Source organism: Granulicella sp. S156, from assembly GCF_009766105.1.
Lineage (GTDB): Bacteria > Acidobacteriota > Terriglobia > Terriglobales > Acidobacteriaceae > Granulicella.
The window spans coordinates 558,129-582,584 of record NZ_LMUH01000005.1 but is presented as its reverse complement, the minus strand read 5'-3'; the positions used below and the strand labels follow the sequence as shown (position 1 = coordinate 582,584).

Sequence of the window (24,456 nt, the reverse complement as noted above, 5' to 3'; positions counted from 1 at the left end):
CTTTTCAGCATGAATCGGCTGTCTAAGGAGTCATCGGGCAGCGGCGGTGATTTCATGGCTCGTCCCACCCGCACCCATCAGGACAAGTGAGCGTTGTGCAAAGGGTGAATAGATGAGTGGCGTCATACACGCTAGTGCCAGCCCATAATTGATGTGATGCAACAGCAGGAAGGGAGCGAGAGACCACAGCCCATCGAGCGGTAGAAGAAACCACCAAATCTTCAAGAATTTTCTACGCATTCCAGGCGCATGAAAGAGCACCGCGCAAATCAGAAAGACGCGGACAGGGATCAGAACAGCGGCGGTCACGATCATGACGGTAAATGCCTGCGTGGCAAACGGTAGCACTGAGAAAAGCTCGTTGATCTCCGCCAGGTTGGCCAGTGCCCCCACATAAAAACCCAGATACATGATCTGGAGCAGCACGAAGAGCGTCTGCACCACGGAATGCGAACTCTTCGGCAGATCCTCTGGGGTCGTTAATAACCGGTCGAAAAGTTTGGCTCTCGTGCTTACCGGAGTTGCCGGTAGTCCGAACGAATCTTCAAGAATCGGGATCGCGGGGTCTGCAGCTGAAGCAGCTGGCTCCAGAGCGGTTCGCTCGACTCGGTCGATCACGATTCGTTCTACCGGGACCAGAAAGCGATAGCCACGACGAGCCAACGTTTCAACGAATCTCGGGTTGCTCGCTTTGTCCCCAAGAGCTTCACGGAGGCGATTCACTGCCGAGTTCACACCATGTTCATAGTCTACGAACATTCCGTCGGGCCACAGCTCCCGGCAGATCTCTTCACGCGTCAGCATCTCACCGGGCCGTTCCAGCAGCATGAAAAGCACTTGGCACGGTTGCGAATGCAATTTGACACGCACACCCTTCCGGCGCAGCTCTCCTGTAGTCGAGTCCACTTCGAAGACTCCGAAGCGATAGCGCCTGGCTGGCCGTGCGTCTGTCATGTCTGCTCTTCAGTGTATCGAATGCAACGGATGATTCAAGGCGATTGCGCCAGCGAGGAATCTTCAGAAGCCGAATAGTTGCTATGACTTGCGCCGTGATGAACAATCTTCACCGTGTGAGGTTCCATGCATTGCTTCCCCGCTCGCGGCCGGGCAGGATGCGATACATGAAGCGACACCTATTCAAGCGCTCTCGAAAAATATCCGTAGTCTGCGGCCTCTTGCTCTTTCTGGACACACCACTCCTTCTGATAGGAGAGCCCACTCCCGCCGCCATTTTCGCCTTCAACTCTTACAGCAAAGCAGTTGAGTCCCGGCTTGTGCAACAGCATCGGTCACCGAGTGCTTTCCTCGCTTCTGCGACTTCCGATCCTAAAAGCACAGAGACGCGCCTGCGCCAGGGAGAGTTAATCATCGAACAAATCAAAGAGCGGCTCACGCCTTCCGCAAACGCCAAGCTCTCCGGAGCGCTGCTGCATCATTGGCGGGGCACAGCCTTTGCTCCCGGAGCCAAAGCCGCTGACTTCGAGCGATTGATGCAGGACTTCAACGCTTATCCGCAACATTTCTCTCCTCAGGTGCTTCAGGCCAAGGTGCTCACGCGAGACGGAAGCCGCATGCAAGCATGGATGCGCGTTCGCCAGCGGCACGTCATCACAGTAGTGCTGGACACGAGCTACGACATTACCTTCGGCCAACTGGATGTACGACACGGCTACAGCGTCTCTCGGAGCGAGCGGATTACCGAGATCGATGCGGCTGGCACCGCTGCTGAGCGCCCCTTGAATGACAACGAAGAACACGGCTTTTTATGGCGGCTGAACACCTATTGGAGTTACGAGGAGCGGGACGGAGGGCTTTACCTACAGATCGAGGCCGTCTCGCTCACCCGCTCCATTCCGAGCGGCCTCGGTTGGGCTATTCGGCCATACGTGGCGAGCATTCCACGCGAATCACTGGAATTCACTCTCCACGCTGCATGCAACGCGCTTCGGAAATAGGAAATGGTCACAACGCACATCGCGATATTTGGAAAGGATCCAAAGATGAATACCCACGCAGCCATAACGAAAAACGAAATGACCTTTACACCGGCACGTCGAGTCAATCAGGCTCTGACCGCTTCGCTCGAGAAACGCGCTCTGCAATGGATGGCCTACCGCATGCCAAGCTGGCTCAGCTCCGACCAGCTCACAGTGCTCGGGCTCTGCGCTCAGATTGGAGCGGGAGTTGGCTATGCCTTATCGCGCTATAACCGCTACGCTCTGCTACTGGTGAGTCTGTGCCTGGTGGTGAATTGGTTTGGAGACAGCATGGATGGCACGCTAGCCCGCATACGTGGCCAGCAACGCCCGCGCTATGGCTTCTATGTCGATCACATGGTGGACATCTTCGGGTCTGTCGCGTTGATGTACGGACTCGGGCTCTCCGGCTTCGTGCACCGGCAAACGGCGATCGCGATGTTGATCGCATTTCTGCTTTTGTCGAGTGAAAGCTACCTGGCCACCTACACCTTATCCCGCTTTCAACTCTCGCAGGGCTTCTTTGGTCCCACGGAGATTCGCATTCTGCTGATCCTTGGGAACCTGGCGTTGCTACACAGTGAATACTCAACCGTGTTCGGATACAGGATGCTGCTGTTCGATCTAGGGGGAGCAATCGCATCGATCTGCATGTTTGCCACCGTGATCCTTCTTACCGTACGTCATACGGCTCAACTCTATCGTGAGGAGCCGCTGCCATGAGCACATTTATTCGCTGGGCGAAGTTCAATCTGGTGGGAGTGATGGGCATGGGGTTACAGCTTGCCGCGCTCGTTCTCTTCAATCGCTGGACAGCTGGCCATTACCTATATGCCTCGGCTGCGGCCATCGAGATCACGCTGTTGCACAACTTCATGTGGCATTGCCATTACACGTGGCGCGACCGCCGCGACGGCGCGCCACGACTCCGTCAGTTCGTGCGGTTTCATCTCTCCAACGGTTTGGTTTCGATGTTGGGAAACCTTGCCTTGATGAGACTGTTGGTCCATGAAGCGCGGCTGCCGCTGCTTGTCTCGAACCTTGTCGCGATTCTTTGCTGTTCGATGGCGAACTTCTGTCTTGGGAACAATTGGGCGTTTGCAGAAGCGCGTAAAGCAGAAGCTTCATCCAATTCCGAAGCGTCGCATCCCGTGTCCCCCTATTCCCTCACGCTGTCTTTCCTGTTTTTGCTCACGACCGGTACGATGTCGCACGCCCAAACTCAATCTACTACGACCCATCCCGATCCATACACCCAAGGGCTAGGCACAGATTGCGCCTACGCGAACATCTTCGCGAGCCCAGCCGCTTCTACAGGCGGGAACATCACCAGATCTACCTTTACCGGCGGCGTCACATTCGGCCAATACTTCGCGAGGACGCTTGGCAAAGGTATCAATGCCTCCCCACAGTTTGAGCTTGGCATCGTAGGGCCATTGCCGGGCGGCTATCCACTCGACGGTCTAGCCAGCTTCGACGTCATGTTTGCGAATAAGGTTCCTCATCACAGCCTCTATCCCTTTCTCACCGGAGGCTATACCCGCATGTTTGCCACGGGAAACGCCGTCAACTTTGGTTTGGGAATCGACTTCGGCAGGAACGAAGAAAAAAGGCTTGTCCGCATCGAGCTTCGAGACTACTACCTTTTCACCGGCCCGCAGCAGCATATCGTTGGCCTGCGTATAGGGTTTGGGAAGTTCATCCCCGACTGAACGGAGGACATCGAGCATGCGAACAAATCTGTTCTTTATCCTATTTTCAGTACTCGAGCGGTAGAGCACCTCCGATCGCTAACAATTCGGACACTAAACGCTCTAGTAGCCACGGTGTTCATCCAGCCACGGAGCCAGAGAGACGTACCAGATATTTTCGTTGTCGTTGGCCCACACTTGCATCTCTTGCAATACCTTCAACGCCTCTGCATGCGTCAGTGCCGGCAATGCCGGCGACACTGTATTTGTACTGAAGTAGAGAGTGCGATGATCCGGGCCAAGACGTGCTTCAATGTTGCTGCCCTGTTCATTCACGATGTCACCGAGATCCACGGGATCACTCCATCCACTCGCCTGATGGAAGGCGATATGAAGCCGATTCTTGTCATGCTGCTGGGGATGCCGTGAGCTGTAGACGATGAAGGATTCGTCCGGCGCCACAGCTGGATCGACTTCTTCTGTTGTTGCATCCCCTAGAGCCATCTTCACGGAAGTTTGATAGGTGCCTGCTCGACTAGGAAGATCGAAAGAGATGAAAGGTCCCGCTCGACGGATCGGCCTGCATGAAATAAAGACTGCCGTCCGCTGCGATGCTGGGAGAGAAAACGGCTCTACTGCTATTGATAGAGTCCGGAAGGCGGACAGGCGCGCCCCAGCTGTCGCCATGCCGGTCAACGCGCCACAGATTGCCGCCACCGCCCGGATAAGTTTTTCCGTTGTATACGCCGTCGAGCGGCCCCTTGCCCTCAGTAGCAGGACGATTAGAAGCAAAGATCAGGAAGGAACCATCAGGTGACATAGTGGCCTCCAGATCTTTCCACTGGCCAGAAAACGTGGCTACCTCGGGAGCTGACCAGTGATCCCCATTTCGATGCGAGACAAGAACGAAGGAGTAGGAAGTATTCGAACGGGTGAAGAACACGGTGCGGCCATCCGGGCTAAAAGCTGGTGATAGATCATTCGCCGCCCCGGAGATCACGCCTGGAGCAAAGAGCGCTGGCGACTTTGGCTCCGCCGCAGATGCTGTTCTCCTGATACAACAAGCTGCGAGAAAAAGAATTGCGAATGCCGTGAATGACCGTGAGTATGTCTTCCGAAACATGGACTCTCCCTTGCTGAATTCCGCACCAATGTATTTGCGTGTAGCCATTGGATAGACGCAGTGCTCCAGGTCAAGTCACCCTAACCTCGGCAATCCAAGGAATCTCTTACGCTACAGAGCACGGCCAGCTTCTGGTTCACGGTCGGTATTCACGCGTTCCGACACTACCATCCGAGTCATCCCAATGCATGGTTCCGCGCCTCACTTGGCGCCGAATCATGCAGCCTGCCCCAGGCCCGCCTTAGTTGCCGCGTCGACCCAAACCCCGCACGTTCCGCCACCTGCTCCATATCCAGACTCGTCTGGGTAATCAACTCACGAGCCAGCGCCACGCGCAGATTGTTTTTATAGTCCGTAATGCTCATCCCCGCATACTCCTGAAAGAGCCGCGTGAGATGTCTGCTGCTTGCGCCTGCAATCCTCGCCAGGGCCCGCAACGTCCAGGACTTGGCAGGGTCGGCTGTTATCGCATCCTGCACCCGATGTACAGCCGGATGAATATGGTTGCGCCCCTCCAGCCAGGGCGAAAGCTGCGGATCGGCTCCGCTGCGGCGCAGATACACCACCATGTATCGTGCGATAGAAACCGCCAGCGGAAGACCGGCGAGCTGCGCCACAATATGCAGCATAAGGTCCACGCCCGCTGTCACACCGGCGCTAGAGTAACGCTCTCCGTCCTCGACAAACAGCCGGTTCTCCAGCACCCTTGCCTCAGGAGCCACCTCAGCAAGCTCTGCGCAAACGCTATGGTGCGTTGTACAGGCATACCCGTCGAAAAGCCCGGCCCGGCCCGCCAACATCGCGCCGGAACAAATCGACACCACCTTATGCCCTGGCCGGACCACCGCGCGCAGCCACTTCACAACCGCCGTCTCGCTATAGCCATCTTTCCTGGGAACGGTCTGTGTCCCCGGCATCATCACGTAATCCACGCCGCCGGAAAGTATCACCATGGCGTCGTCTGGCAGGCTCCTGGGCAGAGGTTCAATCTTCGCCAGAGTAACTCCTATCGAACTGACGATCGTGGCCTCGGGACCGATGTAGCGCACTACGAACCGAACCTCTTGTTGATCCCTGTTGGCCGCGCGCAGCACCTCCAACGGACCCGCCACATCAAGCAGCAGTGTCCGCTGAAGGAGCACAACGTATACGGGGATAAGCTTCATCTTTTTTGTTTACCTCAAGCGACAAGCTCCAGCTTCGCACCCTCCAGAGCCTCTTCCACCGTAACAATGCGAGCGAACCGATCCTCCAGGACAAGCTCCGTTCGCTCCTTGAGCTCCTGTGGGCTCCACACGCGTCCGCGCCGATCCGTCATGGCAAACGTCAAGGTAGCCTCGGTTACATAGTCCACGTCGTAGCCAATGTCAGAAGCATGTCGAGTGGTGGTCTCGCAGCACTGCTCCGTACGGATGCCGGACACGATGAGCCTTCGTATCCCATGCTGTACCAGCCATACATCCAGGCCGCTGCCAACAAGAGCGCTATGGCTATGTTTCTGGAAGACTGCGTCGGGTGCAATCGATAGCCCTGTCAGGGTCCTGACATGGCCCGATGCCAGGGAGAAGACTCCATCCCCTTCTACGTGAAAGACCTGTACCACTGGAATTCCCTGAGCCTTTGCCCCGTCAATCAATCGTTGAAGCCGTGCAGTGAACTTCCCAACATCGTCGCTGCTCCAGTAAGGGCGATGACGAAAAGACTCCTGAGCATCAATGACAACCAGTACGGTATTGGAATCGGACATCGAATTGCTCCTTTGTAAGACGACCTTGTGTCGTCAATGGATCAATCCTAGGTGGCACCCTCACGCATTGAAAGACATCTTACAGCCTAATACCGGACGAAAAAGGACATCGATCTCCGACCAGCACTTGTCTTTTGCATTTCTGGCTTGTCATGCGGCCATGCAACTAAATGCGTGGCCGCGCAGAACACGCATCCACGTAGGCGCACGCCACAAAGATCAGTTCCTGCTGCAAAACTTCGCGCTGACCTTCGGCGACACCCGATTCCAGTATCCGCCGACTTATCCCAACCATTGCCCCCTGAAGCATAGAAGCAACCAGCTGTGGATCGGATGTGAGCGGCTCACAGGAGGTCGTTAGCATGCGGGCGACTGCCTTATGAAACCGGGCCCCCATCTGTTGCACGATCTTCGTTCCGTCTACATCGGAGCTCACGGAGTAGAGAGCGACACTCGTCTTCGCATCCCTCATCTTGGCGTGCATAAATGCGGTGATGAGAGCGGTCGCCATCTGCCGAAGTGTTCTACCCTTCTGTTCCTTGCAGACGCGTTCGACAGCGTCACCAACCTCGGTGAGGTGACGCCTTAAGACGGCCTGCAGGAGAGAACTCTTGTTCGGAAAGTATTGGTATAGGGTTCCGACCGACACACCGGCCCGCAAGGCCACCTTGGTCGTAGTCAGCTGTTCCTTCCCAATACTGAGCAAAACCTGAATGGTGGCTTCGAGAATGGCGTCCACACTAGCAGCCGAGCGCGCCTGAACGGGCGATTTACGGGGCTCTAAGACGACTTGTGCACGCTGGGGCAAATGCGAACTCCTAACCTGAAGCTTTCTTCATCTAAGCATAGGTAGATGCGATTTACTACGAGCGCTGAACGAACTAGAGGAGAAACAGCATGACGAAACAGACAGATCTTGGCGGCAACTTCACACTTCCTGGCACTTCGATCACCGTGAACCGCATGGGCTATGGCGCGATGCAGCTTGCGGGTCCCCAGGTGTGGGGACCGCCGCGCGACGTGGACGGTGCCGTTGCTGTTCTGCGCGAGGCAGTTGCCGTTGGCGTGAACCACATCGACACCAGCGACTTTTACGGTCCCCATGTGACCAATCAGATCATTAAGCAGGCGCTTCATCCTTACCGGGACGATCTTGTCATCGTCACCAAGGTAGGGGCTCGCCGTGGTGACGACAAGTCGTGGATCCACGCTCTTTCCCGTCAAGAGATCATCGATGCCGTTCATGACAATCTCCGCAATCTCGGGCTCGACGCGCTGGATGTCGTCAATCTCCGGGTTGGAGGAATCGCGGAGCTGGCGGAAGGATCCATCGAAGGACCGCTGACCGTGCTTGCCGAACTCAAGCGTCAGGGATTGATCCGTCATCTCGGCCTGAGCAACGTCACCCCCAAGCAGCTGGCGGAAGCTCAGACCATCACAGAGATCGTCTGCATTCAGAACCTGTACAACGTCGCGCTCCGAAACGATGACAGCTTCATCCAGGACCTCGCGAAGCAGGGCATAGCGTACGTGCCATTCTTTCCGCTGGGGGGATTCACGCCTCTACAGTCGTCGGCACTCGATGCGGCAGCAGCGTCGCTGCAGTCCACGCCCATGCAGGTCGCGCTCGCGTGGCTGCTGCAGCGCTCGCCCAACATCCTGCTGATACCCGGCACCTCTTCCATCGGGCATCTTCGGGAAAACCTCAAGGCTGCAACGCTACAGCTTCCTTCCGAAACCATCGCCGCTCTTGACGCCATCGGTGGAGGTCCTAAGCAGTAGCAGGAGGGGAAACCATAGCAGGGGTGCGGGAGAGTGGTCTCCATTGCTCGACGGCACCCCTGTCGATCTATCATGGAAGGGTAATGACTTTCACGATTGCAGCCTTCTACCGCTTCGTCTCCCTGCCTGATCCGGCGGCTCTGCGCGACGAGTTGCGTGCCGCGTTCAGCGTGGATGATCTATGCGGTACCCTGCTGATCGCCGGCGAAGGCGTGAACGGCACGCTCGCAGGATCGAGTGAGACTATCGACCGCCTGCTGGACATGCTGGCAGAGAAGGTAGGGCTGGAGCGGGCGGAGGTAAAGTTCGCGTCGGCAGAAGAGCGGCCATTCGGACGATTGAAGTTTCTGGTCAAACGCGAGATCCTCGCCTTCCGCAAAGCTAAGGTCGATCCGACGCAAGCTGGGACGTATGTGGAACCGCAGGAATGGAATGCGCTGATCGCCGATCCCGAGGTACTGCTGCTGGACACCCGCAATCACTATGAGGTTGAGCTAGGCACCTTCACCGGCGCAACCGATCCCGGCATCGAGACGTTCTCGGACTTCGCCACCTATGTGCGCGAGAACCTCGATCCAGCGAAACATCGTAAGGTAGCAATGTTCTGCACCGGCGGCATACGTTGCGAGAAAGCTTCGGCCTTCATGCTGCAGGAAGGTTTCAGCGACGTCTATCACCTTAAGGGCGGCATCCTGAAGTATCTTGAGGACGTGCCGGAGCAGGCCAGCCAATGGAAAGGCACGTGCTTCGTGTTCGATCGCCGGACCTCGGTAGGGCATGGAGATTTTGAAGGCTGATTCCCTTTAGCAATGCGTGAGCTCCGGCTCCTGAGCGTCATGAATCGCTACGTCGGTCGTATCGAAGGATTCCTTCCTCGATCCAAAGACCACAAAACTCAGCGCGGCTAAGATCCATACGCCAATCCCACCGTAGAGCATCACCAAACCGAAACCATGCACCAGCGCCGCATGAAATACGGCTCCGGATGAAGCCAAAGAAGACAACTCAGGCGACGTCTCCCTAAGGGAAGCAGCATTGCCAGCGGCTATGGCTTCCGCCAGGGTGTGCAACTGCGGAGCCTGCAAAGCTCCAGGAAAAGCACTCTTCAAAGAAGACGAGATTCCCTCTACCAGGATGAATCCCATCATGGCGATATTGATGGCAAGCGTGATCAGCCTGGCACTCATGTCGATGCCCGAAGCCATCCCGGAGCGCGCACTCGAAACCGAGCCAGTGGTTGTGTTCGTTACAGGCGTATTAGTTAGGCCGAGCCCCACACCCGCCAACAGCGAACCCGGTAGCATCGTGAGCCAACTGGCGTGAGCCGCAGCGCTGCCATACTTCATCAGGAGAAGACCGAGGCCGATCGTAAACAGTCCCAGAGGAATCACCGTACCGGCATGATACCGAAGGGAAAGACGCTCTCCCAGCGGAGGAATGACCAGCGTCGGAAGGGTATAGGCCAGGAGCGACAAGCCGGCTGTGACACTGCCGTAGCCAAGACCGCTCTGAAAGTAGATCGGCAAGTAGATCATGAATGGCCAAAAGCTGAAGTTCATGCCGATGGAGCCAAAGATGGCGCCCGAGAAGTTGCGAATCCGGAAGACGGAGAAGTCAAACATCGGATGAGGATTGGTCTTTTCCACCCAAATAAAAATGAGGAAGCTCAGAACTGACGCAGCTAACACGCCAAGAGCTGCAAGGCTGCTAAAACCAAGATCTGGCCCTTGGGTAATGAAATAAGTAAAACCAAAGATTGCCAGAGAGAGCGTAACGATACCCAGGATGTCCAGCTTCTTTGCCTGCGGATCTTTCGACTCCTGCACGCCACTTAAGACGAGAGCCAGGGTAAGGACCGCAATCGGAACATGGATCAGAAAGACCCATCGCCAGTTGAGCACAGCGACGATCACGCCTCCAATGATGGGCCCAAAACCCAGACCAAATCCGAAGATAACGCCCCACCAGCCGAACGCCCTGCTGCGTTCCCGCCCTTCGCGAAACTGATGCGAGAGCACAGCAATATGGCTGATCAGCATCGTACCGCCGCTCATACCTTGCAGAAACCGGCTGACGATCAGCACAGACGCGTCACGCGCTAAACCGCAGATCAAAGAAGTGATGCCGAATAAAAACAGGCTGACGATGAAGAGACGTTTCCGTCCAAAACGGTCCGCCAGGGTTCCCGCTGCCATCAGCACCGTTGTACAGGAGATCGTGTAGGCATTCATGATCCATTGCATTTGTTGGAAGTTGCCGTAAAGTACCTTTGCCAGAACCGGTAGTGCCGTCGGCACACTGGAGATCTCCAGGCCGAACATCAGGGAAGCCAGGCAAACGGCGGCCAGTGCGATCGTGTTCTTGCGGATGCGGAAATCAACCATGGGACTCATCCTAGAGAGTCATCGCCCATGAGGGAAATGAATTTATTTACTTCAATTCATGAATAACCATCATCTATATTGGAGTCATGGATTTCGATCCCGCCCTATTGCGTGCGCTTTTGGCCGTCAAGGAGACGGGCGGTTTCACGCGCGCAGGGCTGCGGCTGAACCTCACCCAGTCTGCCATCAGTCACCAGATCAAGCGTCTCGAAGAGCAGGTTGGCAGGCCGCTGCTGCACCGCACTACGCGGAGCCTGACCCTCACCGAGGAGGGCAACGAGTTTCTGCGCTATGCGGAACAGATTTTGACCTCGCTCGATGCGTTGACCCAACGCTTCCAGCCGTCTCCGGTCTCGGGCGTCATACGCGTTGGCGTGCCAGAGACGTTCCTGGGCGATCGACTGCCTCCACTCCTATGCCAGTTTGCCCGGGCCTTCCCTGCGGTTCGTCTCGACGTGAGCGTCAGTAATTATCTTGATCTGCAAGCGATGGTCAACGCCGGGGAACTGGACCTCGCGGTGGTGATGTCGATGTCCGGCAAGCCGGAGGGTACGGTGTTGCGCAGATCGCAATTCGTCTGGGCCGCCGCCGAGACCTTCGAGCGGCCACAAGGTTCCTCGCTGCCGCTCGCCTTGTCGCCCGCGCCCTGTGTCAATCGCCAGATTGGCATCACAGCCCTGGAGGGCACCTCCATCGAGTGGCACATCGTCTTCACGTCGCCCAGTCAGCAAGGACTCCGTGCCGCCATGCTGGCTGGCCTCGGCGTTACCGTGTTGACGCGCGAAGAACTGGAACCAGGAATGAAGGTGGTTGGCGATCAGTTCGACCTGCCACCTTTGCCCAAGGCTGACTTCGTGCTGGCCTGGAGCGCTGGCGGCAAGACGGCGGCCTCTCTGGAGTTCGGCCAACTCCTCGCGAGTATGTCTGAGTCGCCTCGACGCGGAACAAAACTAGCGAATCCACGGTCCAAGCGGATTCATCCCTGATGCGTTTCCTACGGGGTTTTGCGACACATCTACAACGCCCGCGCCGTCAACTGCGCGATATCCAGCAACTGCGGCGGCTGTTCGCCACCGACAGCTCCCAGCGCATCACGGAACATCGTGTTGCAGAACGGGCAGGCTGTGCCGATCGTCTGTGCTCCTGTGGCGACAAGTTCCTTCGCGCGCACATGGCTCACGCGGTCACCCGTCTCTTCCCCGAGAAACGCCAGACCTCCACCCGCGCCGCAGCAGAACGATCGTTCATGATTGCGTTCGGCTTCGACGAGCTCGCCCGCAGCCGCGACCACCACACGTGGCTCTTCGTAGACATCGCGATAGCGGCCCAGGTAACAGGGGTCGTGATAGACGATGCTCTCGCCGTTCTGCTTCGGTAGTCTGTCCGCATAGCGAGCCATGAACTCGGAGTGGTGTTCGATCTCCGGCGCGATGCCATACTCGCGCCAATCGGTTGCAATCGTGCGGACGCAGTGCGGGCAAATGGCGACGATCTTCTTCACCTTCGCCTGCTCAAAGGCCTTCAAACCGGTCTCCGCCAGCGAGCCAAAGACGAGGTCGTTGCCCAGACGGCGCGCAGGGTCCCCCGTACATTTTTCTTTCTTCAGCACACCGAAGCTTGTGCCGAGATACCGCATCACGCGTGCGAAATCGGCGATGATCTCGCGGCCCTTGGGGTCGTAGCCACCCATGCAGCCTAGCCACAGACAGTACTCCTGCGAGCCATCGAAGATTGGAAACTCCTGCTTGGCAATGAACTTATCGCGCTCCAGCGCACTCAGCCCCAGCGCATTGCCCTGCTTTTCGAGCGCGAGAAAGAGCTTGGTGCCGTAGCGGTCTTCCCACGCTCCGGTGTTCACGGCACCGCGCCGCAGGCCCACCATAATCGGCAGATGCTCCACGCCGACCGGGCACTGGTACTCGCACGCGCCGCAGGTCGTACATTCAAACGCGGCTTCCATGCTGAGGTAGTTCGCTATGGGATTATCCGGCGACGCGTTCGCGGACTCTTCTCGCATCTCATTCAACAGCGGTGTCTCGCTGGCCGGGCCGAAGCTGTTGAGATAGCTCCGGACCCCCAGCACAATCTCCTTCGGGTTGAGCACCTTGCCCGTCGTCGATGCGGGGCAGTGCTCGGTGCAGCGACCGCACTCCACGCAGCTATACGCCTGCAGCGAGATGATTTGCGTGAGGTCCTTACCAGCGACCAGACCGAAATCCTCATCACCTTCCAGCTTGGGAATCTGCGAGAACTCATTGCGTTTGAGAAAGACCGTCAGCGGACTGAGAACGAGATGCAGGTGCTTGGTGTGCGGAATCAGCGGCAGGAAGATCAACAGCGCCAGCGTATGAATCCACCACAAAAACTGCACAGCCAAGCCATTGTCCGCCACGAAGAATGCAGCGAGGTAGCTGACCATCAGCACGAAGATCAAGCCGGCGATGACGCCCGACTCAACCGAGACCTTCTCGCCCAGCCACTTCGGCCTCGTCACAAAACGCCGCCAGAACAGCCCGGCAATCGACACCGCAACCAGCACTGCCCAGATGCCCGCGAAGCCGAAGTAGAACGTCCCGACAAACCCCACATGCTGCAGGAACCCGAGGTGCAGTCCGGTTGCAAGATGGTTGAGGCTGACCAGCGCAAACGCCAGAAATCCCCAGAACACAAAGGCATGCGCCATGCCCGGCACAGGCCGCTGCCGGATGACTTTTGCCTGGCAGAGGACCTCCCAGAAGAAGACCCAGACGCGCTTTCCGACCGGCCTAAGCGAGAAGTCCGTATCCTTCTTCGAACGCCAGATGTTGCTCGCAATCGGCCGCAGCCGCCACAGAAACATCGCCGCCGAAGCTGCGCACAGCAGCAGCACCACCACTATCTCGACGACCGAAAAACCCAGCGGTTCAGCGAGGGTTATACCCGCCAACGCTCTCATCCCGAAACCAACAGCAGCCACTTGCGCCTCCGCTCAAGAGCGAACCTGTCACGATAGCAGATGTGGAGACCGACTGCTCGGGGCAAACAAAACGGCGAGCCGAAGCCCGCCGTTCATGATCCTAAAAAGAAACCTCTAGTACGAGAAGAACTCGTTGAGACCACGGCGCAGGCTAATGCCCTTGACCAGGAAGGTCACTGCAAGCGTGAACACCAGGATGTCCCAATAGAGCATCGGGTGAGTCCAGCCGGGCGAGTAGGTGGCATCCTGTCCGCTCCAGAGCAGAACGAAGATGCTGACCAGCAGAAACTGAAAGCCCATCACCAGAAACAGGTGTCCACGGCGACGGCGGCGATCCAGGTGCGCGACCTCGTCGGGGGACAGGTTGCGTTCTTCTACGGGTACTAGCACGTTGGCCATCGTTCAATCTCCTGCAAATCTTGTCGCGCTGCTACAGCGCTGCAATGTCATTAAATCACAACCGGCCCTGTGAACCACAAAGGCCATTGCCGAATAGGTAACACTTCAACCAGAACTTGAACCCGGGGTTAACTCCTGTGGTTCCCCCTAAGTTCACCCCAGATTGCGCCTGCCGAAGGCCGCCTTGATGCGTTCGGCACGATTTTCGGCTGGACCTGTGACAGCCTCCTGCAAGTCCGCCACCGACTGTATCCCTGTGACTTCAAAGCGTTTACGGCAACGGATATTCTTGCACCCGACCAGATCGTCGCGGCGAACCATGTAGCTCTGGGCCTTGGCAAAGCGTGCGCGGTCGCGCTCGTCGGCTCCGCGGGGAATCTGCTGCTTCTTGCGCCGCACCAGCCAGTTCAGCTGGTACTCGCCCGCCTGCCCACAGTGCGGACAGATCATCGTATGCGTCCGCTCCTCGGGCCGCTCGTCAAAAAAGTCGCGCTCTTCCATCTCTGCACCTCCGGCGCGCTGTTCCACGCCAGACCTCTCCAACTCCTATGCTACCCCTGCGCGAGGCATCACGAAGCATGCCACGCAGACAGCCCTCTCGCCTGACTGAACGTCCAATTGGAGTACGCTGGAAAACGCAGAGGAGGCAGCACCCGTTGGCCAAACCGAAGAAGAAAGTCTTTTCCGTGACGAAGGCCGTAAAGGCCAACGCTCGCGAACGCCTCGGCTCGCCTCCGGCGGAGCGCATACTACCCGACCCCAAGGCAAAAGCCGCTGCCAAACCCAAACATAAAGAGACACTCGCCGACTTGTTGAGCGGCGATAAGGATGGACTGCGATGAAGACCCTCTACCTCGGCGCTCTCGTACTCTTTGCCGCCACACTGCCCGTGGCCACGATCGCACAGACTGCTGAAAACCCGTCCATTCAAATCAACAAGGACAATCGCACCATTTCGATCTCCGCCACGGACCACGCCGAGGCCGACCCTGAAGTCGCCGACCTCCACGTCGGCTTCACGGTCTACGGCCCTACGCTTCAGGAAGCCTATAAAGCTGCTTCCGAGAGCTCCAACGGCATCACCAAGGCCATGCTCGACGCCGGAGCCACACGCTCCGATATCCAGATCCAGAGCCAGAGCCAGCGCGTCTCTCGCCTGACCGACTACGAGATCAAGACCCAGAAGGGGATGAAGTTCAGCGTCGAGCAGAGCTGGACCGTCAGCGTCGATCCGAAGAACGCCGCACTCATCCTCGACGCCGCCGTACAGGCTGGCGCCAACCAGAGCGGTGACATCAACTGGCGTATGAGGGACCGCATCACGCTGGACGGCGAAGCCGTCCGCATCGCCACCGAGCACGCCCACGCCCTCGCAGCGGAGCTGGCTAAGGGCCTGGACGTCACGCTCGGCAAACCCCTGTATGCGACCAACAGTGTGACTTCCAACTTCATCGGTCCACGCCCCATGATGATGAATAGTTACATGAAGAGTTCGGAAGCAAATGCTCCCGCTCCACTCGCTATCGAAGCACAGCGCGTACAGAGCACGGCAACCGTGCAGATCATTTACGCCATCGAGTAACCATGAGATCCGCAACCCGTCTCTCCCTGCGTTGTTGTCGCTGACGAACTCTTTGTCTGCCGCGCTTCGATCACACAACTTCACGAGAGAACCTCACCATGCCCGTACTTCCCTACCGCGACTTGCAGCCCACGCCCGAGGCCGCGCAGACCTATACCCAATGGCTCGAGTCATTGGATGAAGCCTTCACTGCAAACCCGGGCTATGAGGCCCGCAGCGAGATCGTACGTTCGGCGTTGCGCATGATGCTCTACCCGCTGACGTCTTCCCCCAATGCGTTGGCGCTGGCGCATCTCGACCCGCGCAACATTACGCTGGAGCCTGAGTACTACGGGGACATGGACCCCAAGCGCTACTACCCCCGCAAGCCGCTCATCTGGCTGTGGCTGCAGTTCGACGCCTCTCCGCTCGGCGCAAACCAATGGCTCGGCGAGCGCCTGCGGCAGATGCTCGGCCGCCACATCTTCGCCCACATGGGGGAGCGTGTGCGCATCTTCCAGCACGTCGAATTCAGCTTCGGCTACAACCTCTCCCTCGGCGACGACTGCTGGATCCACCGCCATGTGCTGCTTGACGACCGCGGCGGCATCACCATTCATGAGGGTTCCAGCATCAGCGACTACGCGAACATCTATTCGCACAGCCACGACCTGCAGGACTCTAAGGATGTAACGAACCATCGCACCGAGATCGGCCCGCGAGCCCGTATCACCTACCACGCGACGGTGCTTGCCGGCAGGCGCATCGGCGAGGATGCCATGCTTGGCGCGCTCGGCGTCGCTACCCGCGATGTGCCTGCGCACACCGTTGCCCTTGGCATCCCAGCCAAAGTCAAACTGCAGAAGTGATACATCGACTCTTGCCCGCGGAATAGCGCGACAGTGGGCGCTCTACATAGGATGTACGTCATACTGTGCGATGTACTTGGCCAGTAACTCGCGATGGTCCTTGCGATAGGCGGCATAGTCCTGCGCAATGCCCTGGTCCGGATCATCGAGCAAGATCCAGCACTCCAGCATGCCCGCGTTGTCCAGCTCCAGCAGCAACTTGGTGGAAGCACTCAACGTGTTCTCTGGGATCTTCTGCTCGCGGACCACCGATAGCATCAGCCGCACACTGGTAGCCTCTTCAAGCAAGGAGTGGCGGTAAGTCTTTTCGTTTGGAAAGTGCTTCCTGAACTCATCGCCCTGCCAGAGTGCGGACTCCATCGAATACGACAGTGCCAGAGCACTTTCCTTGTTATCTTTATCCGCTGCCGCCGGCATGGACATAGTGATGTTGATATGGCCATCTTTACCTGTCGTCGCTCTTGCGGGCAGCTTGATAGGAGGCGCCACGACCATAGCGTGATTGCGGTCGGCCCATTGCTTCAACCCAAGACGTGGCGCTCGCGAATAAGGCTCCGCTACGATCCCACCGATAAACTTCGCTTCGGCCTGCGTGTGGTCGCCGGCCTTCTCCAGGCAATCGCCCCAGTAGCGGTAAGCCGTCTCGACATCCGGATTGATCTCGATAGCACGGGCAAACCACTTGCCCGCCTCGGCCGGATGATTCAGCTTGTACTCCGCATCACCGGCAAAGAGCGCGGCCACGTAGTACTGCGGATTGGCATCGAGCGCCTGCTTGTAGAAGCCCACCGCTGCCTGAAGATCGCCGCTGGAAAAAGCAGTTTCACCTTTCTGCATCCACTCATGACCAACCGGCTCAGCCTTGGCCGGTTGATCGGCGTCCTGCAGTTTTTCCAGCAGAATCTGTATCAGATTGCTGTTGTCTCCGGCGGCCTTGGCCTGGAGCAATAACTCCCTGGAGCGTCGCCGGGTAGCCTGCGCGTCCTCTGGAGATTGTTGGCTGGCCTTTGCCAGCAGCGTCATGGCTAGCCGTTCCTGGTAAAGCAGGTTCTGCGGACGGCGCGTGTGCAAGTCCTCATAGAGCGGCAGCGCCTCCAGGAAGTTCTGCTTTTCGTACAGCGCCCGCGCCTGCTCACCCTCCGCTTTGATCTCTGCGTCGGTTTTTTCGGCTGGGGCCTGCGAGCGCGCAGAGACCACTACCAACATCAAACCCATGGCCAGAATGAACTTCGTCGTTCGCATCGTACCCTCCAGGGATGTCTACGGCATGGCCCATCCTAATCGCGCACCTAAAGAACCCGTGAAATCGTCCTCCGGTAAGCTATCTCCATGCCGTTAATCGTCGCATTGGTAATCTTCGAACTTCTTGTGATGGTGCTCGCCATCTCCCTGCACGACTGCGCGCAAGCCTGGATGGCCAACCGCCTCGGCGACCCGACGGCACGGATGATGGGCCGCATGACGATGAACCCGGCGAAGCACTTCGACCCCTTCGGCATGGCGCTCTGGCCGCTGATTTATATCTTCCGCAGCCCCTTGATCCTGGGCTGGGGTAAGCCCGTCCCTATGACTCCGCGCAACTTCCGTCGCCCTTCGCGGGACGAGATGATCGCGACGCTCGCAGGCCCGGTCGCGCAACTGATCGCGGCAATTGTCGCGCTGGTTGTACTGATCATCTTCCGTCACATCAACCCCGATGCGAACGCTTCACTCGCCACCGCAGTAGCGCTCGGGCTTCGCCATCTCGGAGTTCCTACCGAAGGCCTGCCGTCGATCTTTCCGCTGGTCCTGTTTCTCTACTTCTGCATCCTGGTCAATCTGCTGCTCTTCGTCTTCAACCTGATTCCGCTGCCGTTTCTGGATGGCGGCAAGATCCTGATGCACTATCTGCCCTACAACGCAGCACAGACCTACCAGAGCATCGGGCTCTATCTGATGTTCGGCTTCATGTTTCTCGGCTTCGGCATCATCATGAGGATCTTCGGCCCCTTGCTCGCCATCTTCAATGGCCTGCTCTTTACCTTGTAGCTAGTCGTGCGACGACGGTGGTGGCGGCGCAGTCGACGGCGGCGCTGGCTTGCCATCGATGGTGCGTGGTTCCATAAGCTCTACTCGGGTGCCATCCGGATCGAAGATGTTGACCTGATGCTTGCGGTTGATACCGGTAGCGACGGTCAACGGCTTGCCGTACCTCTTGAACGCAGGCCGCGACTCCAGAATCTCGACAGCCTTGGCGACATCCGGCACCTCGAGCGAAAGATGGTTCTTACCACCCCACGAATCAGTCGGGAGCTTGCGGTAGAGCATGAACTCCACGTAGTCATCGCCGTCGGGAACGCGCATGTTGATCCAGCTCAACTCCGCTGGGTTACCGCCTCCACGCCACGTCTCTTTGAAGCCCAGAACCTTGCCATAGAAATCCAGAGACCGCTGGCTGTTTCCAACGAGAAATCCCGCGTGGTAGATCTTCGTCGAAATGCGGGTATCCGGAAGGAACTTGCCCGCAGCCTTCATCTCGAGCCCATCAGGCAGGCTCTGGACGAACTCAACGAGCGTTCCATCCGGGTCTTTGATCTCGAACGCATGGTCGCCCGTGCGCGTCTTGCCGCCGTTGCCCGGCTTCACCTCGAAGCCCTGCGAACGCAGATAGGCGCGCATCTGCTCCACGTTGTCCACCGTGAAGCAGATGTGGCTCATCCTATTGCGCGGATCGGCGGGAGCCTCGTTGAAGAGTTCGACGTGCTGATGATCGTTGATCTTGATAAAGGCGATGCGAGTTTCGTCGCTGCCCGGCTTCTTCAAGTCATAGGCTTCATCGAAGCCAAGAAAGTCATGCCAGAACGCAATGGAGGCGGGCAGATTGGAAACGAAATATCCGACATGCGAGATGCCGGTAATCCGCGGACGCTGCGGAGTCACACTCTGCGCATTCGCGCAAAGAGCCATGCACAAAATGCCTGGAAGAAGGCCGGCATAGAGAGGCAACTTGAAAGCCCGGCGAAGATTCACGTAAGCGTCCTTAGGGTTGCGGCTGTGGCGATGAAGCGGTGAAGTCGGAGCAGCAGGGTTTTTCGTGCGGCTGGAAGTCCATGAACTCAACCCGCGTGTGGTCGGGATCGAAGAGGTTCAGTTGTCCTTTGCCATCGCGTCCCTGCTGGGGGTGAACCTTGGCCGCGAGAGCTGGGTCGCGTTGCTGCACAATCGCATACGCAGCCGCCACGCTCACGACGCCCGGCGCAAAGTGATGCGGATTATGGGTTGGACTTCCGGCAGGAATGTTGCGGCCATCGGAGAGCATGAACTCGACCCAATCGGAGCCGTCGGGAACCTGAACGGCCATGTAGTCGTCCATGCCATCCACATGGCCTGCGTCTGTTTGCCAGCCATGCCAGTAGGGCCTGAAGCCGAGAACATCCAGATAGAAATGCTTCACCGCATCCACATTGTGAACAGTGAAGCCTGCATGGATGATATGAGTGCTGATCGCATTAGCCGACGGCTGAGGAAACTTCCCTCCCTGCGTGAACTCGATGCGATACCCGTCGGGGTCGGTCATATCGAACGCAAGCGAACCGTTGGCGTGGCGCTCGACCTTCGGCGGCACACTCACACCGTTCGCGGCCAGATACGCACGCAGTGCTCGCACATCGGTTGTTTCCAAGGCCAGGAGTGCTACGCGGTCGGGCGGGTTATGTGCAGGCGCGGTCTTTACCTCGATGTACTGCTTCAGCCCCACCTGATAGTGCACGGCATCCGCGGGATCGAGAGGCTTGCTGGCCGGCCATCCAATCACATCGCCGTAAAAATGCTTCGTTGCTGCCAGGTTCTCGTCGAGCACTACAAGGTGCGCGATACCCGTGATGGCCGGGCGTACCGGCTTATTCTGCGCCTCCACGCTCTGCGCAAACGTAAGACCACAGGCAAGTGCCAGGCCGAAAACAGCGGCTTTCTTTCCAGTCATATTTCTCATCACCTTTGTCATTGTGTGCGGTTTACTAGGCAAGATACTTGCGCAGATTGCGATAGCTAATTGCCAGGCTTTCGAGCGGCGGTAGCGTCGTCTGATCCTGCTCGATAAACAACAGCGCGCCCGTCTCTCGCGCTATCTTCAGGATGGGTGGCCACGCAATCGTGCCCGTTCCCACCTCGGTAAAGAACGCCGAATCCTTGGACATGTCGAAGCTCGCCTTCGCCTGAGGCTGGCGATCCTTGAGGTGCAGCAGGCGCACGCGGTCCACATGTTGCTTCAACAAGGTGAGCGCATTGTTACCGGACTGCGTAACCCAATAGCAGTCTTCTTCCCAGAAGACGAGCTTCGGATCTGTACGCTCCAGCAGCACCGATAGACCATTGGTGTCGGCCTGGCCGGGACGGCTTATCGGGCGAAACTCATAGTTGTGATTGTGGAACGCGAACCTCATCCCCAGGCTATGCGCCTTCGCGCCAATCCTGTTGTACCGTTCCGCAGCCTGCGCAAAGCCCTCGGCATTCCACATGGAATTCGGCAGCATCGGACAGACCATATACGAAAGGCCCAGTGCCTTCGCATAGTCCAGCCCCTCATCGAGCTTGTCGTAGTCGAAGTGGCCGCTGGGGCAGGTAAGCCCTGCGTCTTCGATGATTCTCTTCAGTTCCGCAGCAGGATGGGTATAAACCGTGGGGAACGCCTCGACCTGTGTAATGCCGATCTTGCGAACTGCTGCCAGCGTTCCCGGCAGGTCCTTCACCACTTCCTTACGTAGCGTATAGAGTTGCGCGCCAATGGCCGGAACCGCCTCGCCCCACACCGGACGAGTTGCCGCCAGCAGCGCGGTCGCGGAGAGTGATTGGAGAAAGACACGTCGATTACAGGAAGAGATGGATGTCATAGTCGCGTTGCGCCTCTGCGGCACAAGGAGACCACTCCGCCGGTTCTGCTGTCAATCCGGTTGACTGGCGAAGACAAAGTCGCCACATAGAAGTTCGAATACCTCGAGAGGAGCGCAGGTTCCTGGCTTTCGTTGACGGACAAGCATGTCACTTCACAGATGTAGGATGATTGCCTAGCGAGGATGATGGGATGAAGTTAGGACTTTTCACCGCCGTGTACGGCAGCCTATCCGTAGACAAGATGATCGAGAAAACGGCCGCTCTCGGCATCGAGGCGCTCGAACTGGGAGCCGGTGGATTTCCGGGAAATCCGCATCTGCCCGTCGACGAGTTGCTGGCCAATCCTTCGCGAGCGCAGGCCTTCGTCCGCCACCTTGCCGACAACGGAATGAGCATAAGCGCGCTCTCCTGCCACGGCAATCCTCTGCATCCGGACCGCGACCTCGCCGAACGCGACGATGCCACCTTTCGCCGGACCGTGCTGCTTGCGGAACGGCTGAACGTAAAGACAGTCGTCACTTTCTCCGGCTGTCCCGGCGACCGCGCAGGTTCCAAAGTGCCCAACTGGGTTGTAACTCCGTGGCCGCCGGAGTTCTCTGAGCTGCTCGCCTGGCAATGGGAAGAAGTCGCGATTCCCTACTGGCGCGAAGCGGCAGAGTTCTCCCGTTCGCATGGCGTCCGTGTCGCGCTGGAAGCTCACCCTGGCTTCCTGGTCTACAACCCGGAGACGCTGCTCCGTCTGCGCGCCGCCGTGGGAGACAACCTCGGGATCAACTTCGATCCCAGCCACCTGTTCTGGCAGGGCGTCCACATTCCTACGGCAATCGCCGCACTGGGTGACTCGATCTTCCATGTTCATGCCAAAGATCTTGCCTTCCAGCAGCACACACTCAGCCGCAATGGCGTGCTCGACGCTAAGAGTTATCGCAACGTGGCAGAGCGCTCCTGGAACTTCCGCACTGTCGGTTTCGGCCATGGCGAGCAGGAGTGGCGCGAGATTCTCAGCGCCCTGCGCACCGTCCAGTACGACGGCGCTATTAGCATCGAACATGAAGACCCTCTCCTGTCGGTTGATGAAGGAGTCAGATTCGCTGTCGACCTGCTGAAGAAGATTCTTCCCCGCGAACCCGCCGCAGAAGCGTGGTGGGCCTAGAGCAGGCATAAACCGAGAATTGCGAGAACAATGCTTAAAGGAGTAACGATGTCACAGAAGCAATGGACCGCCGTAGACCGCTATTTTTCCGAAACGCTTGTGCCCTCAGATCCAGTGCTCGACGCCGCCTTGCAGGCCAATACCAAGGCTGGCCTGCCCGCCATCGACGTCGCCCCGAATCAGGGCAAGTTCCTGCAGTTGCTGGTGCAGCTGCGGGGCGCACGCAGGATTCTCGAGATCGGCACCCTTGGCGGCTACAGCAGCATCTGGATGGCGCGTGCGCTGCCTGCGGACGGCCACCTTACGACGCTGGAGTTCAGCCCCAAACACGCCGAAGTCGCCCGCGCCAATATCGCGCGCGCAGGACTGCAGAAGATCGTCGAGATCCGGGTCGGTCCGGCGCTGGAGACCCTCGCCAACATGGAAAAAGAGGGCACCGAGCCCTTCGACCTGATCTTTATCGACGCCGACAAGCCGAATAACCCCAACTATCTGCCCTGGGCGCTCAAGTTCTCACGCCCCGGAACGCTCCTCATCGGCGACAACATCGTGCGCGAGGGCGAGGTCGCTGACCCATCCAGCACCGATCCCAATGTGCAGGGACAGCGGCGTTTTCTCGAACTGATGGCGGCGGAGCCCCGTCTTTCCGCCACCGCCCTGCAGACGGTGGGCAGCAAAGGCTATGACGGTTTTGCCATGGCATTGGTTCTAGGGTAGTAAATAGGGGCTGGGCCTCCAGCCATGTATCCTTAACCTCGGAAACAATGAGCCTTTCATCTTCACGATCGATACCGCGCCCGCGCGTTCTCAGCGGCATGCGCCCCACCGGCAGGCTGCACCTCGGCAACTACATGGGCGCCCTCTACAACTGGGTGCGCCTGCAGCAGGAGTACGACTGCTACTTCTTCATCGCCGACCTGCACGCCCTGACCACCGACTACGCCGATCCGGGCAACGTACAGAACAACATCCTCGAGATCACGCTGGACTTTCTCTCCGCCGGCCTCGATCCCGGCCGCTGCGTTATCTTCCGGCAGAGCGATGTGCTGCAGCACGCCCAGCTCTTCACCCTGTTCAGCATGTTCACCCCGCTGGGCTGGCTGGAGCGCGTACCTACCTACAAGGACCAGCAGCAGCAGCTTTCGAGCAAGGACCTGAGCACCTACGGGTTCCTCGGCTATCCGCTGCTGCAGGCCGCTGACATCCTGCTCTATAAGCCGGACTTCGTGCCCGTCGGCGCGGACCAGGTGGCTCACGTCGAGCTCACGCGCGAGGTCGCACGGCGCTTCAACCAGCTCTATCCCGGCGACTTCTATCTCGCGCCCGACGCCGCTCCCTGGGAGATGCAGGCCATTCTCGAGAAGGCCCGCAAGCTCGCGGGCGAGCCCAAGAACTCGACGCGCACCGACTTCAGCCCTCACCAGCTCTTTGAAGCTGCGGGGCAGACGAAGAAGATCGGCAGCTTTGGCCGCGGTGAAATTCTGCCCGAGCCCAAGGTGTTGCTGACGCCCTCGCCGAAACTGCCGGGGCTCGATGGCCGCAAGATGTCGAAGAGCTACGGCAACACGATCATGCTCTCCGAGCCCGAAGCCGATCTGCGCGAGAAGCTGAAGACAATGGTCACCGACCCCGCGCGCATTCGCCGCACCGACCCCGGCAATCCAGACATCTGCCCGGTCTTCGATCTGCACAAGGTCTTCTCCAGTGAAACCGTGCAGGCCGAAGCCGCCGAAGGCTGCCGCACAGCAGGCATCGGTTGCATCGAATGCAAGAGCTGGGTTGCGGATGCGATCGTCACCACCATTGCGCCGATTCAGGCGCACCGCCGCGATCTGGAAAAGCGTCCCGGCGTCATCAAGGACGTACTCGCCAACGGTGGCGCCCGCGCCGCCAAGCGCGCGCAGGAGACGCTGCACGAGGTGCAGTTGGCGATGGGGCTGGCATAA

At 58.3% G+C, this 24,456-nt stretch carries 27 protein-coding genes; 13 read left to right on the top strand and 14 right to left on the bottom strand.

Features of this window, described 5'->3' with window-relative positions:
• Positions 1–30: 30 nt before the first annotated feature.
• Complete coding sequence (locus GSQ91_RS04615) at positions 31–954, bottom strand: winged helix-turn-helix domain-containing protein (RefSeq protein WP_158820066.1); 924 nt, start codon at positions 952–954, stop codon at positions 31–33.
• A 167-nt stretch (positions 955–1,121) separates the two neighbouring features.
• Between GSQ91_RS04615 and GSQ91_RS04610 the strand changes: the two genes are divergently transcribed.
• The 3 genes from GSQ91_RS04610 to GSQ91_RS04600 are packed head-to-tail and all read left to right on the top strand — an operon-like array spanning position 1,122 to position 3,688.
• A complete protein-coding gene (locus GSQ91_RS04610; RefSeq protein ID WP_158820065.1) occupies positions 1,122–1,955 on the top strand; it encodes a hypothetical protein in 834 nt (277 codons plus the stop codon).
• Between the two features lie 45 nt (positions 1,956–2,000).
• Positions 2,001–2,699, top strand: coding sequence for a CDP-alcohol phosphatidyltransferase family protein (locus tag GSQ91_RS04605; protein ID WP_158820064.1), 699 nt, complete (start codon positions 2,001–2,003; stop codon positions 2,697–2,699).
• On the top strand, positions 2,696–3,688 hold the full coding sequence (locus tag GSQ91_RS04600; RefSeq protein ID WP_158820063.1) for a GtrA family protein: 993 nt from the start codon (positions 2,696–2,698) through the stop codon (positions 3,686–3,688). Before GSQ91_RS04605 ends, GSQ91_RS04600 begins: the two co-directional genes overlap by 4 nt.
• A 102-nt stretch (positions 3,689–3,790) precedes the next feature.
• Here the strand turns inward: GSQ91_RS04600 and GSQ91_RS04595 are convergent, their stop codons facing one another.
• The 5 genes from GSQ91_RS04595 to GSQ91_RS04575 all read right to left on the bottom strand — a co-directional run bounded on the left by GSQ91_RS04595 (position 3,791) and on the right by GSQ91_RS04575 (position 7,345).
• Positions 3,791–4,177 (bottom strand): PD40 domain-containing protein, encoded by a 387-nt coding sequence (locus GSQ91_RS04595; protein WP_158820062.1) that lies wholly within the window; start codon positions 4,175–4,177, stop codon positions 3,791–3,793.
• A gap of 25 nt (positions 4,178–4,202) precedes the next feature.
• Complete coding sequence (locus tag GSQ91_RS04590; protein ID WP_158820061.1) at positions 4,203–4,790, bottom strand: PD40 domain-containing protein; 588 nt, start codon at positions 4,788–4,790, stop codon at positions 4,203–4,205.
• 176 nt (positions 4,791–4,966) lie between these two features.
• Complete coding sequence (locus GSQ91_RS04585; RefSeq protein WP_158820060.1) at positions 4,967–5,956, bottom strand: GlxA family transcriptional regulator; 990 nt, start codon at positions 5,954–5,956, stop codon at positions 4,967–4,969.
• 14 nt (positions 5,957–5,970) lie between these two features.
• Entirely contained in the window at positions 5,971–6,537 is a 567-nt protein-coding gene (locus GSQ91_RS04580; RefSeq protein ID WP_158820059.1) for an isochorismatase family protein, read from the bottom strand.
• 166 nt (positions 6,538–6,703) lie between these two features.
• Positions 6,704–7,345 (bottom strand): TetR/AcrR family transcriptional regulator, encoded by a 642-nt coding sequence (locus tag GSQ91_RS04575; protein ID WP_158820058.1) that lies wholly within the window; start codon positions 7,343–7,345, stop codon positions 6,704–6,706.
• 89 nt (positions 7,346–7,434) lie between these two features.
• Here GSQ91_RS04575 and GSQ91_RS04570 point away from each other — a divergent pair, with 89 nt between their 5' ends.
• Together GSQ91_RS04570 and GSQ91_RS04565 are read left to right on the top strand one after the other, a co-directional pair.
• Positions 7,435–8,319, top strand: a complete 885-nt coding sequence (locus tag GSQ91_RS04570) for an aldo/keto reductase family oxidoreductase (protein WP_158820057.1) — start codon at positions 7,435–7,437, stop codon at positions 8,317–8,319.
• 83 nt (positions 8,320–8,402) lie between these two features.
• Complete coding sequence (locus GSQ91_RS04565; RefSeq protein ID WP_158820056.1) at positions 8,403–9,116, top strand: rhodanese-related sulfurtransferase; 714 nt, start codon at positions 8,403–8,405, stop codon at positions 9,114–9,116.
• 6 nt (positions 9,117–9,122) lie between these two features.
• Here the strand turns inward: GSQ91_RS04565 and GSQ91_RS04560 are convergent, their stop codons facing one another.
• Positions 9,123–10,703, bottom strand: a complete 1,581-nt coding sequence (locus GSQ91_RS04560) for an MFS transporter (RefSeq protein ID WP_158820055.1) — start codon at positions 10,701–10,703, stop codon at positions 9,123–9,125.
• An 86-nt stretch (positions 10,704–10,789) separates the two neighbouring features.
• Between GSQ91_RS04560 and GSQ91_RS04555 the strand changes: the two genes are divergently transcribed.
• On the top strand, positions 10,790–11,689 hold the full coding sequence (locus tag GSQ91_RS04555; RefSeq protein ID WP_158820054.1) for a LysR family transcriptional regulator: 900 nt from the start codon (positions 10,790–10,792) through the stop codon (positions 11,687–11,689).
• A gap of 29 nt (positions 11,690–11,718) precedes the next feature.
• On the opposite strand, the gene GSQ91_RS04550 is transcribed toward GSQ91_RS04555, so the two are convergent.
• From GSQ91_RS04550 to GSQ91_RS04540, 3 genes are all read right to left on the bottom strand, one after another.
• Positions 11,719–13,659, bottom strand: a complete 1,941-nt coding sequence (locus GSQ91_RS04550) for a (Fe-S)-binding protein (RefSeq protein ID WP_158820053.1) — start codon at positions 13,657–13,659, stop codon at positions 11,719–11,721.
• Between the two features lie 114 nt (positions 13,660–13,773).
• On the bottom strand, positions 13,774–14,058 hold the full coding sequence (locus GSQ91_RS04545) for a hypothetical protein (protein WP_158820052.1): 285 nt from the start codon (positions 14,056–14,058) through the stop codon (positions 13,774–13,776).
• A gap of 153 nt (positions 14,059–14,211) precedes the next feature.
• Positions 14,212–14,586: a hypothetical protein gene (locus GSQ91_RS04540; protein ID WP_254064356.1), complete on the bottom strand. Its 375-nt coding sequence runs from the start codon at positions 14,584–14,586 to the stop codon at positions 14,212–14,214.
• Between the two features lie 128 nt (positions 14,587–14,714).
• Between GSQ91_RS04540 and GSQ91_RS04535 the strand changes: the two genes are divergently transcribed.
• The 3 genes from GSQ91_RS04535 (at position 14,715) to GSQ91_RS04525 (ending at position 16,488) form a co-directional block, all read left to right on the top strand.
• On the top strand, positions 14,715–14,900 hold the full coding sequence (locus GSQ91_RS04535) for a hypothetical protein (protein WP_158820051.1): 186 nt from the start codon (positions 14,715–14,717) through the stop codon (positions 14,898–14,900).
• On the top strand, positions 14,897–15,640 hold the full coding sequence (locus GSQ91_RS04530) for an SIMPL domain-containing protein (protein WP_158820050.1): 744 nt from the start codon (positions 14,897–14,899) through the stop codon (positions 15,638–15,640). The genes GSQ91_RS04535 and GSQ91_RS04530 overlap by 4 nt, the downstream gene beginning before the upstream one ends.
• Before the next feature lie 98 nt (positions 15,641–15,738).
• Positions 15,739–16,488 carry an acyltransferase gene (locus tag GSQ91_RS04525; RefSeq protein WP_158820049.1) on the top strand — a complete coding sequence of 250 codons (750 nt, stop codon included), beginning with the start codon at positions 15,739–15,741 and terminating at the stop codon, positions 16,486–16,488.
• A 42-nt stretch (positions 16,489–16,530) separates the two neighbouring features.
• On the opposite strand, the gene GSQ91_RS04520 is transcribed toward GSQ91_RS04525, so the two are convergent.
• A complete protein-coding gene (locus GSQ91_RS04520; RefSeq protein WP_158820048.1) occupies positions 16,531–17,730 on the bottom strand; it encodes a tetratricopeptide repeat protein in 1,200 nt (399 codons plus the stop codon).
• Between the two features lie 87 nt (positions 17,731–17,817).
• Here GSQ91_RS04520 and GSQ91_RS04515 point away from each other — a divergent pair, with 87 nt between their 5' ends.
• Entirely contained in the window at positions 17,818–18,516 is a 699-nt protein-coding gene (locus GSQ91_RS04515) for a site-2 protease family protein (protein WP_158820047.1), read from the top strand.
• Here GSQ91_RS04515 and GSQ91_RS04510 read toward each other — a convergent pair whose 3' ends face one another.
• The 3 genes from GSQ91_RS04510 to GSQ91_RS04500 are packed head-to-tail and all read right to left on the bottom strand — an operon-like array spanning position 18,517 to position 21,356.
• The gene (locus GSQ91_RS04510) at positions 18,517–19,497 is read right to left on the bottom strand and encodes a VOC family protein (RefSeq protein WP_158820046.1); all 981 of its coding nucleotides are present in this window, start codon (positions 19,495–19,497) and stop codon (positions 18,517–18,519) included.
• A gap of 10 nt (positions 19,498–19,507) precedes the next feature.
• Complete coding sequence (locus tag GSQ91_RS04505; RefSeq protein ID WP_158820045.1) at positions 19,508–20,449, bottom strand: VOC family protein; 942 nt, start codon at positions 20,447–20,449, stop codon at positions 19,508–19,510.
• Between the two features lie 34 nt (positions 20,450–20,483).
• Positions 20,484–21,356: a sugar phosphate isomerase/epimerase gene (locus tag GSQ91_RS04500; RefSeq protein ID WP_158820044.1), complete on the bottom strand. Its 873-nt coding sequence runs from the start codon at positions 21,354–21,356 to the stop codon at positions 20,484–20,486.
• A gap of 191 nt (positions 21,357–21,547) precedes the next feature.
• Here GSQ91_RS04500 and GSQ91_RS04495 point away from each other — a divergent pair, with 191 nt between their 5' ends.
• The 3 genes from GSQ91_RS04495 to trpS are packed head-to-tail and all read left to right on the top strand — an operon-like array spanning position 21,548 to position 24,456.
• Positions 21,548–22,510 (top strand): sugar phosphate isomerase/epimerase, encoded by a 963-nt coding sequence (locus GSQ91_RS04495; RefSeq protein WP_158820043.1) that lies wholly within the window; start codon positions 21,548–21,550, stop codon positions 22,508–22,510.
• Positions 22,511–22,558: 48 nt separating this feature from the next.
• Positions 22,559–23,227 (top strand): O-methyltransferase, encoded by a 669-nt coding sequence (locus GSQ91_RS04490; RefSeq protein WP_158820042.1) that lies wholly within the window; start codon positions 22,559–22,561, stop codon positions 23,225–23,227.
• Between the two features lie 47 nt (positions 23,228–23,274).
• Complete coding sequence (trpS, locus tag GSQ91_RS04485; protein WP_158820041.1) at positions 23,275–24,456, top strand: tryptophan--tRNA ligase; 1,182 nt, start codon at positions 23,275–23,277, stop codon at positions 24,454–24,456.

Excerpts from the sequence above, each read along its gene's own strand:
- trpS (WP_158820041.1), top strand. The coding sequence starts at position 23,275 with ATGAGCCTTTCATCTTCACGATCGATACCGCGCCCGCGCGTTCTCAGC.
- GSQ91_RS04580 (WP_158820059.1), bottom strand. The coding sequence starts at position 6,537 with ATGTCCGATTCCAATACCGTACTGGTTGTCATTGATGCTCAGGAGTCT.
- GSQ91_RS04555 (WP_158820054.1), top strand. The coding sequence starts at position 10,790 with ATGGATTTCGATCCCGCCCTATTGCGTGCGCTTTTGGCCGTCAAGGAG.
- GSQ91_RS04610 (WP_158820065.1), top strand. The coding sequence starts at position 1,122 with ATGAAGCGACACCTATTCAAGCGCTCTCGAAAAATATCCGTAGTCTGC.
- GSQ91_RS04490 (WP_158820042.1), top strand. The coding sequence starts at position 22,559 with ATGTCACAGAAGCAATGGACCGCCGTAGACCGCTATTTTTCCGAAACG.
- GSQ91_RS04600 (WP_158820063.1), top strand. The coding sequence starts at position 2,696 with ATGAGCACATTTATTCGCTGGGCGAAGTTCAATCTGGTGGGAGTGATG.
- GSQ91_RS04565 (WP_158820056.1), top strand. The coding sequence starts at position 8,403 with ATGACTTTCACGATTGCAGCCTTCTACCGCTTCGTCTCCCTGCCTGAT.
- GSQ91_RS04505 (WP_158820045.1), bottom strand. The coding sequence starts at position 20,449 with ATGACTGGAAAGAAAGCCGCTGTTTTCGGCCTGGCACTTGCCTGTGGT.
- GSQ91_RS04545 (WP_158820052.1), bottom strand. The coding sequence starts at position 14,058 with ATGGCCAACGTGCTAGTACCCGTAGAAGAACGCAACCTGTCCCCCGAC.
- GSQ91_RS04520 (WP_158820048.1), bottom strand. The coding sequence starts at position 17,730 with ATGCGAACGACGAAGTTCATTCTGGCCATGGGTTTGATGTTGGTAGTG.
- GSQ91_RS04585 (WP_158820060.1), bottom strand. The coding sequence starts at position 5,956 with ATGAAGCTTATCCCCGTATACGTTGTGCTCCTTCAGCGGACACTGCTG.
- GSQ91_RS04500 (WP_158820044.1), bottom strand. The coding sequence starts at position 21,356 with ATGACATCCATCTCTTCCTGTAATCGACGTGTCTTTCTCCAATCACTC.
- GSQ91_RS04570 (WP_158820057.1), top strand. The coding sequence starts at position 7,435 with ATGACGAAACAGACAGATCTTGGCGGCAACTTCACACTTCCTGGCACT.
- GSQ91_RS04515 (WP_158820047.1), top strand. The coding sequence starts at position 17,818 with ATGCCGTTAATCGTCGCATTGGTAATCTTCGAACTTCTTGTGATGGTG.
- GSQ91_RS04590 (WP_158820061.1), bottom strand. The coding sequence starts at position 4,790 with ATGTTTCGGAAGACATACTCACGGTCATTCACGGCATTCGCAATTCTT.
- GSQ91_RS04525 (WP_158820049.1), top strand. The coding sequence starts at position 15,739 with ATGCCCGTACTTCCCTACCGCGACTTGCAGCCCACGCCCGAGGCCGCG.
- GSQ91_RS04530 (WP_158820050.1), top strand. The coding sequence starts at position 14,897 with ATGAAGACCCTCTACCTCGGCGCTCTCGTACTCTTTGCCGCCACACTG.
- GSQ91_RS04560 (WP_158820055.1), bottom strand. The coding sequence starts at position 10,703 with ATGGTTGATTTCCGCATCCGCAAGAACACGATCGCACTGGCCGCCGTT.
- GSQ91_RS04495 (WP_158820043.1), top strand. The coding sequence starts at position 21,548 with ATGAAGTTAGGACTTTTCACCGCCGTGTACGGCAGCCTATCCGTAGAC.
- GSQ91_RS04605 (WP_158820064.1), top strand. The coding sequence starts at position 2,001 with ATGAATACCCACGCAGCCATAACGAAAAACGAAATGACCTTTACACCG.
- GSQ91_RS04615 (WP_158820066.1), bottom strand. The coding sequence starts at position 954 with ATGACAGACGCACGGCCAGCCAGGCGCTATCGCTTCGGAGTCTTCGAA.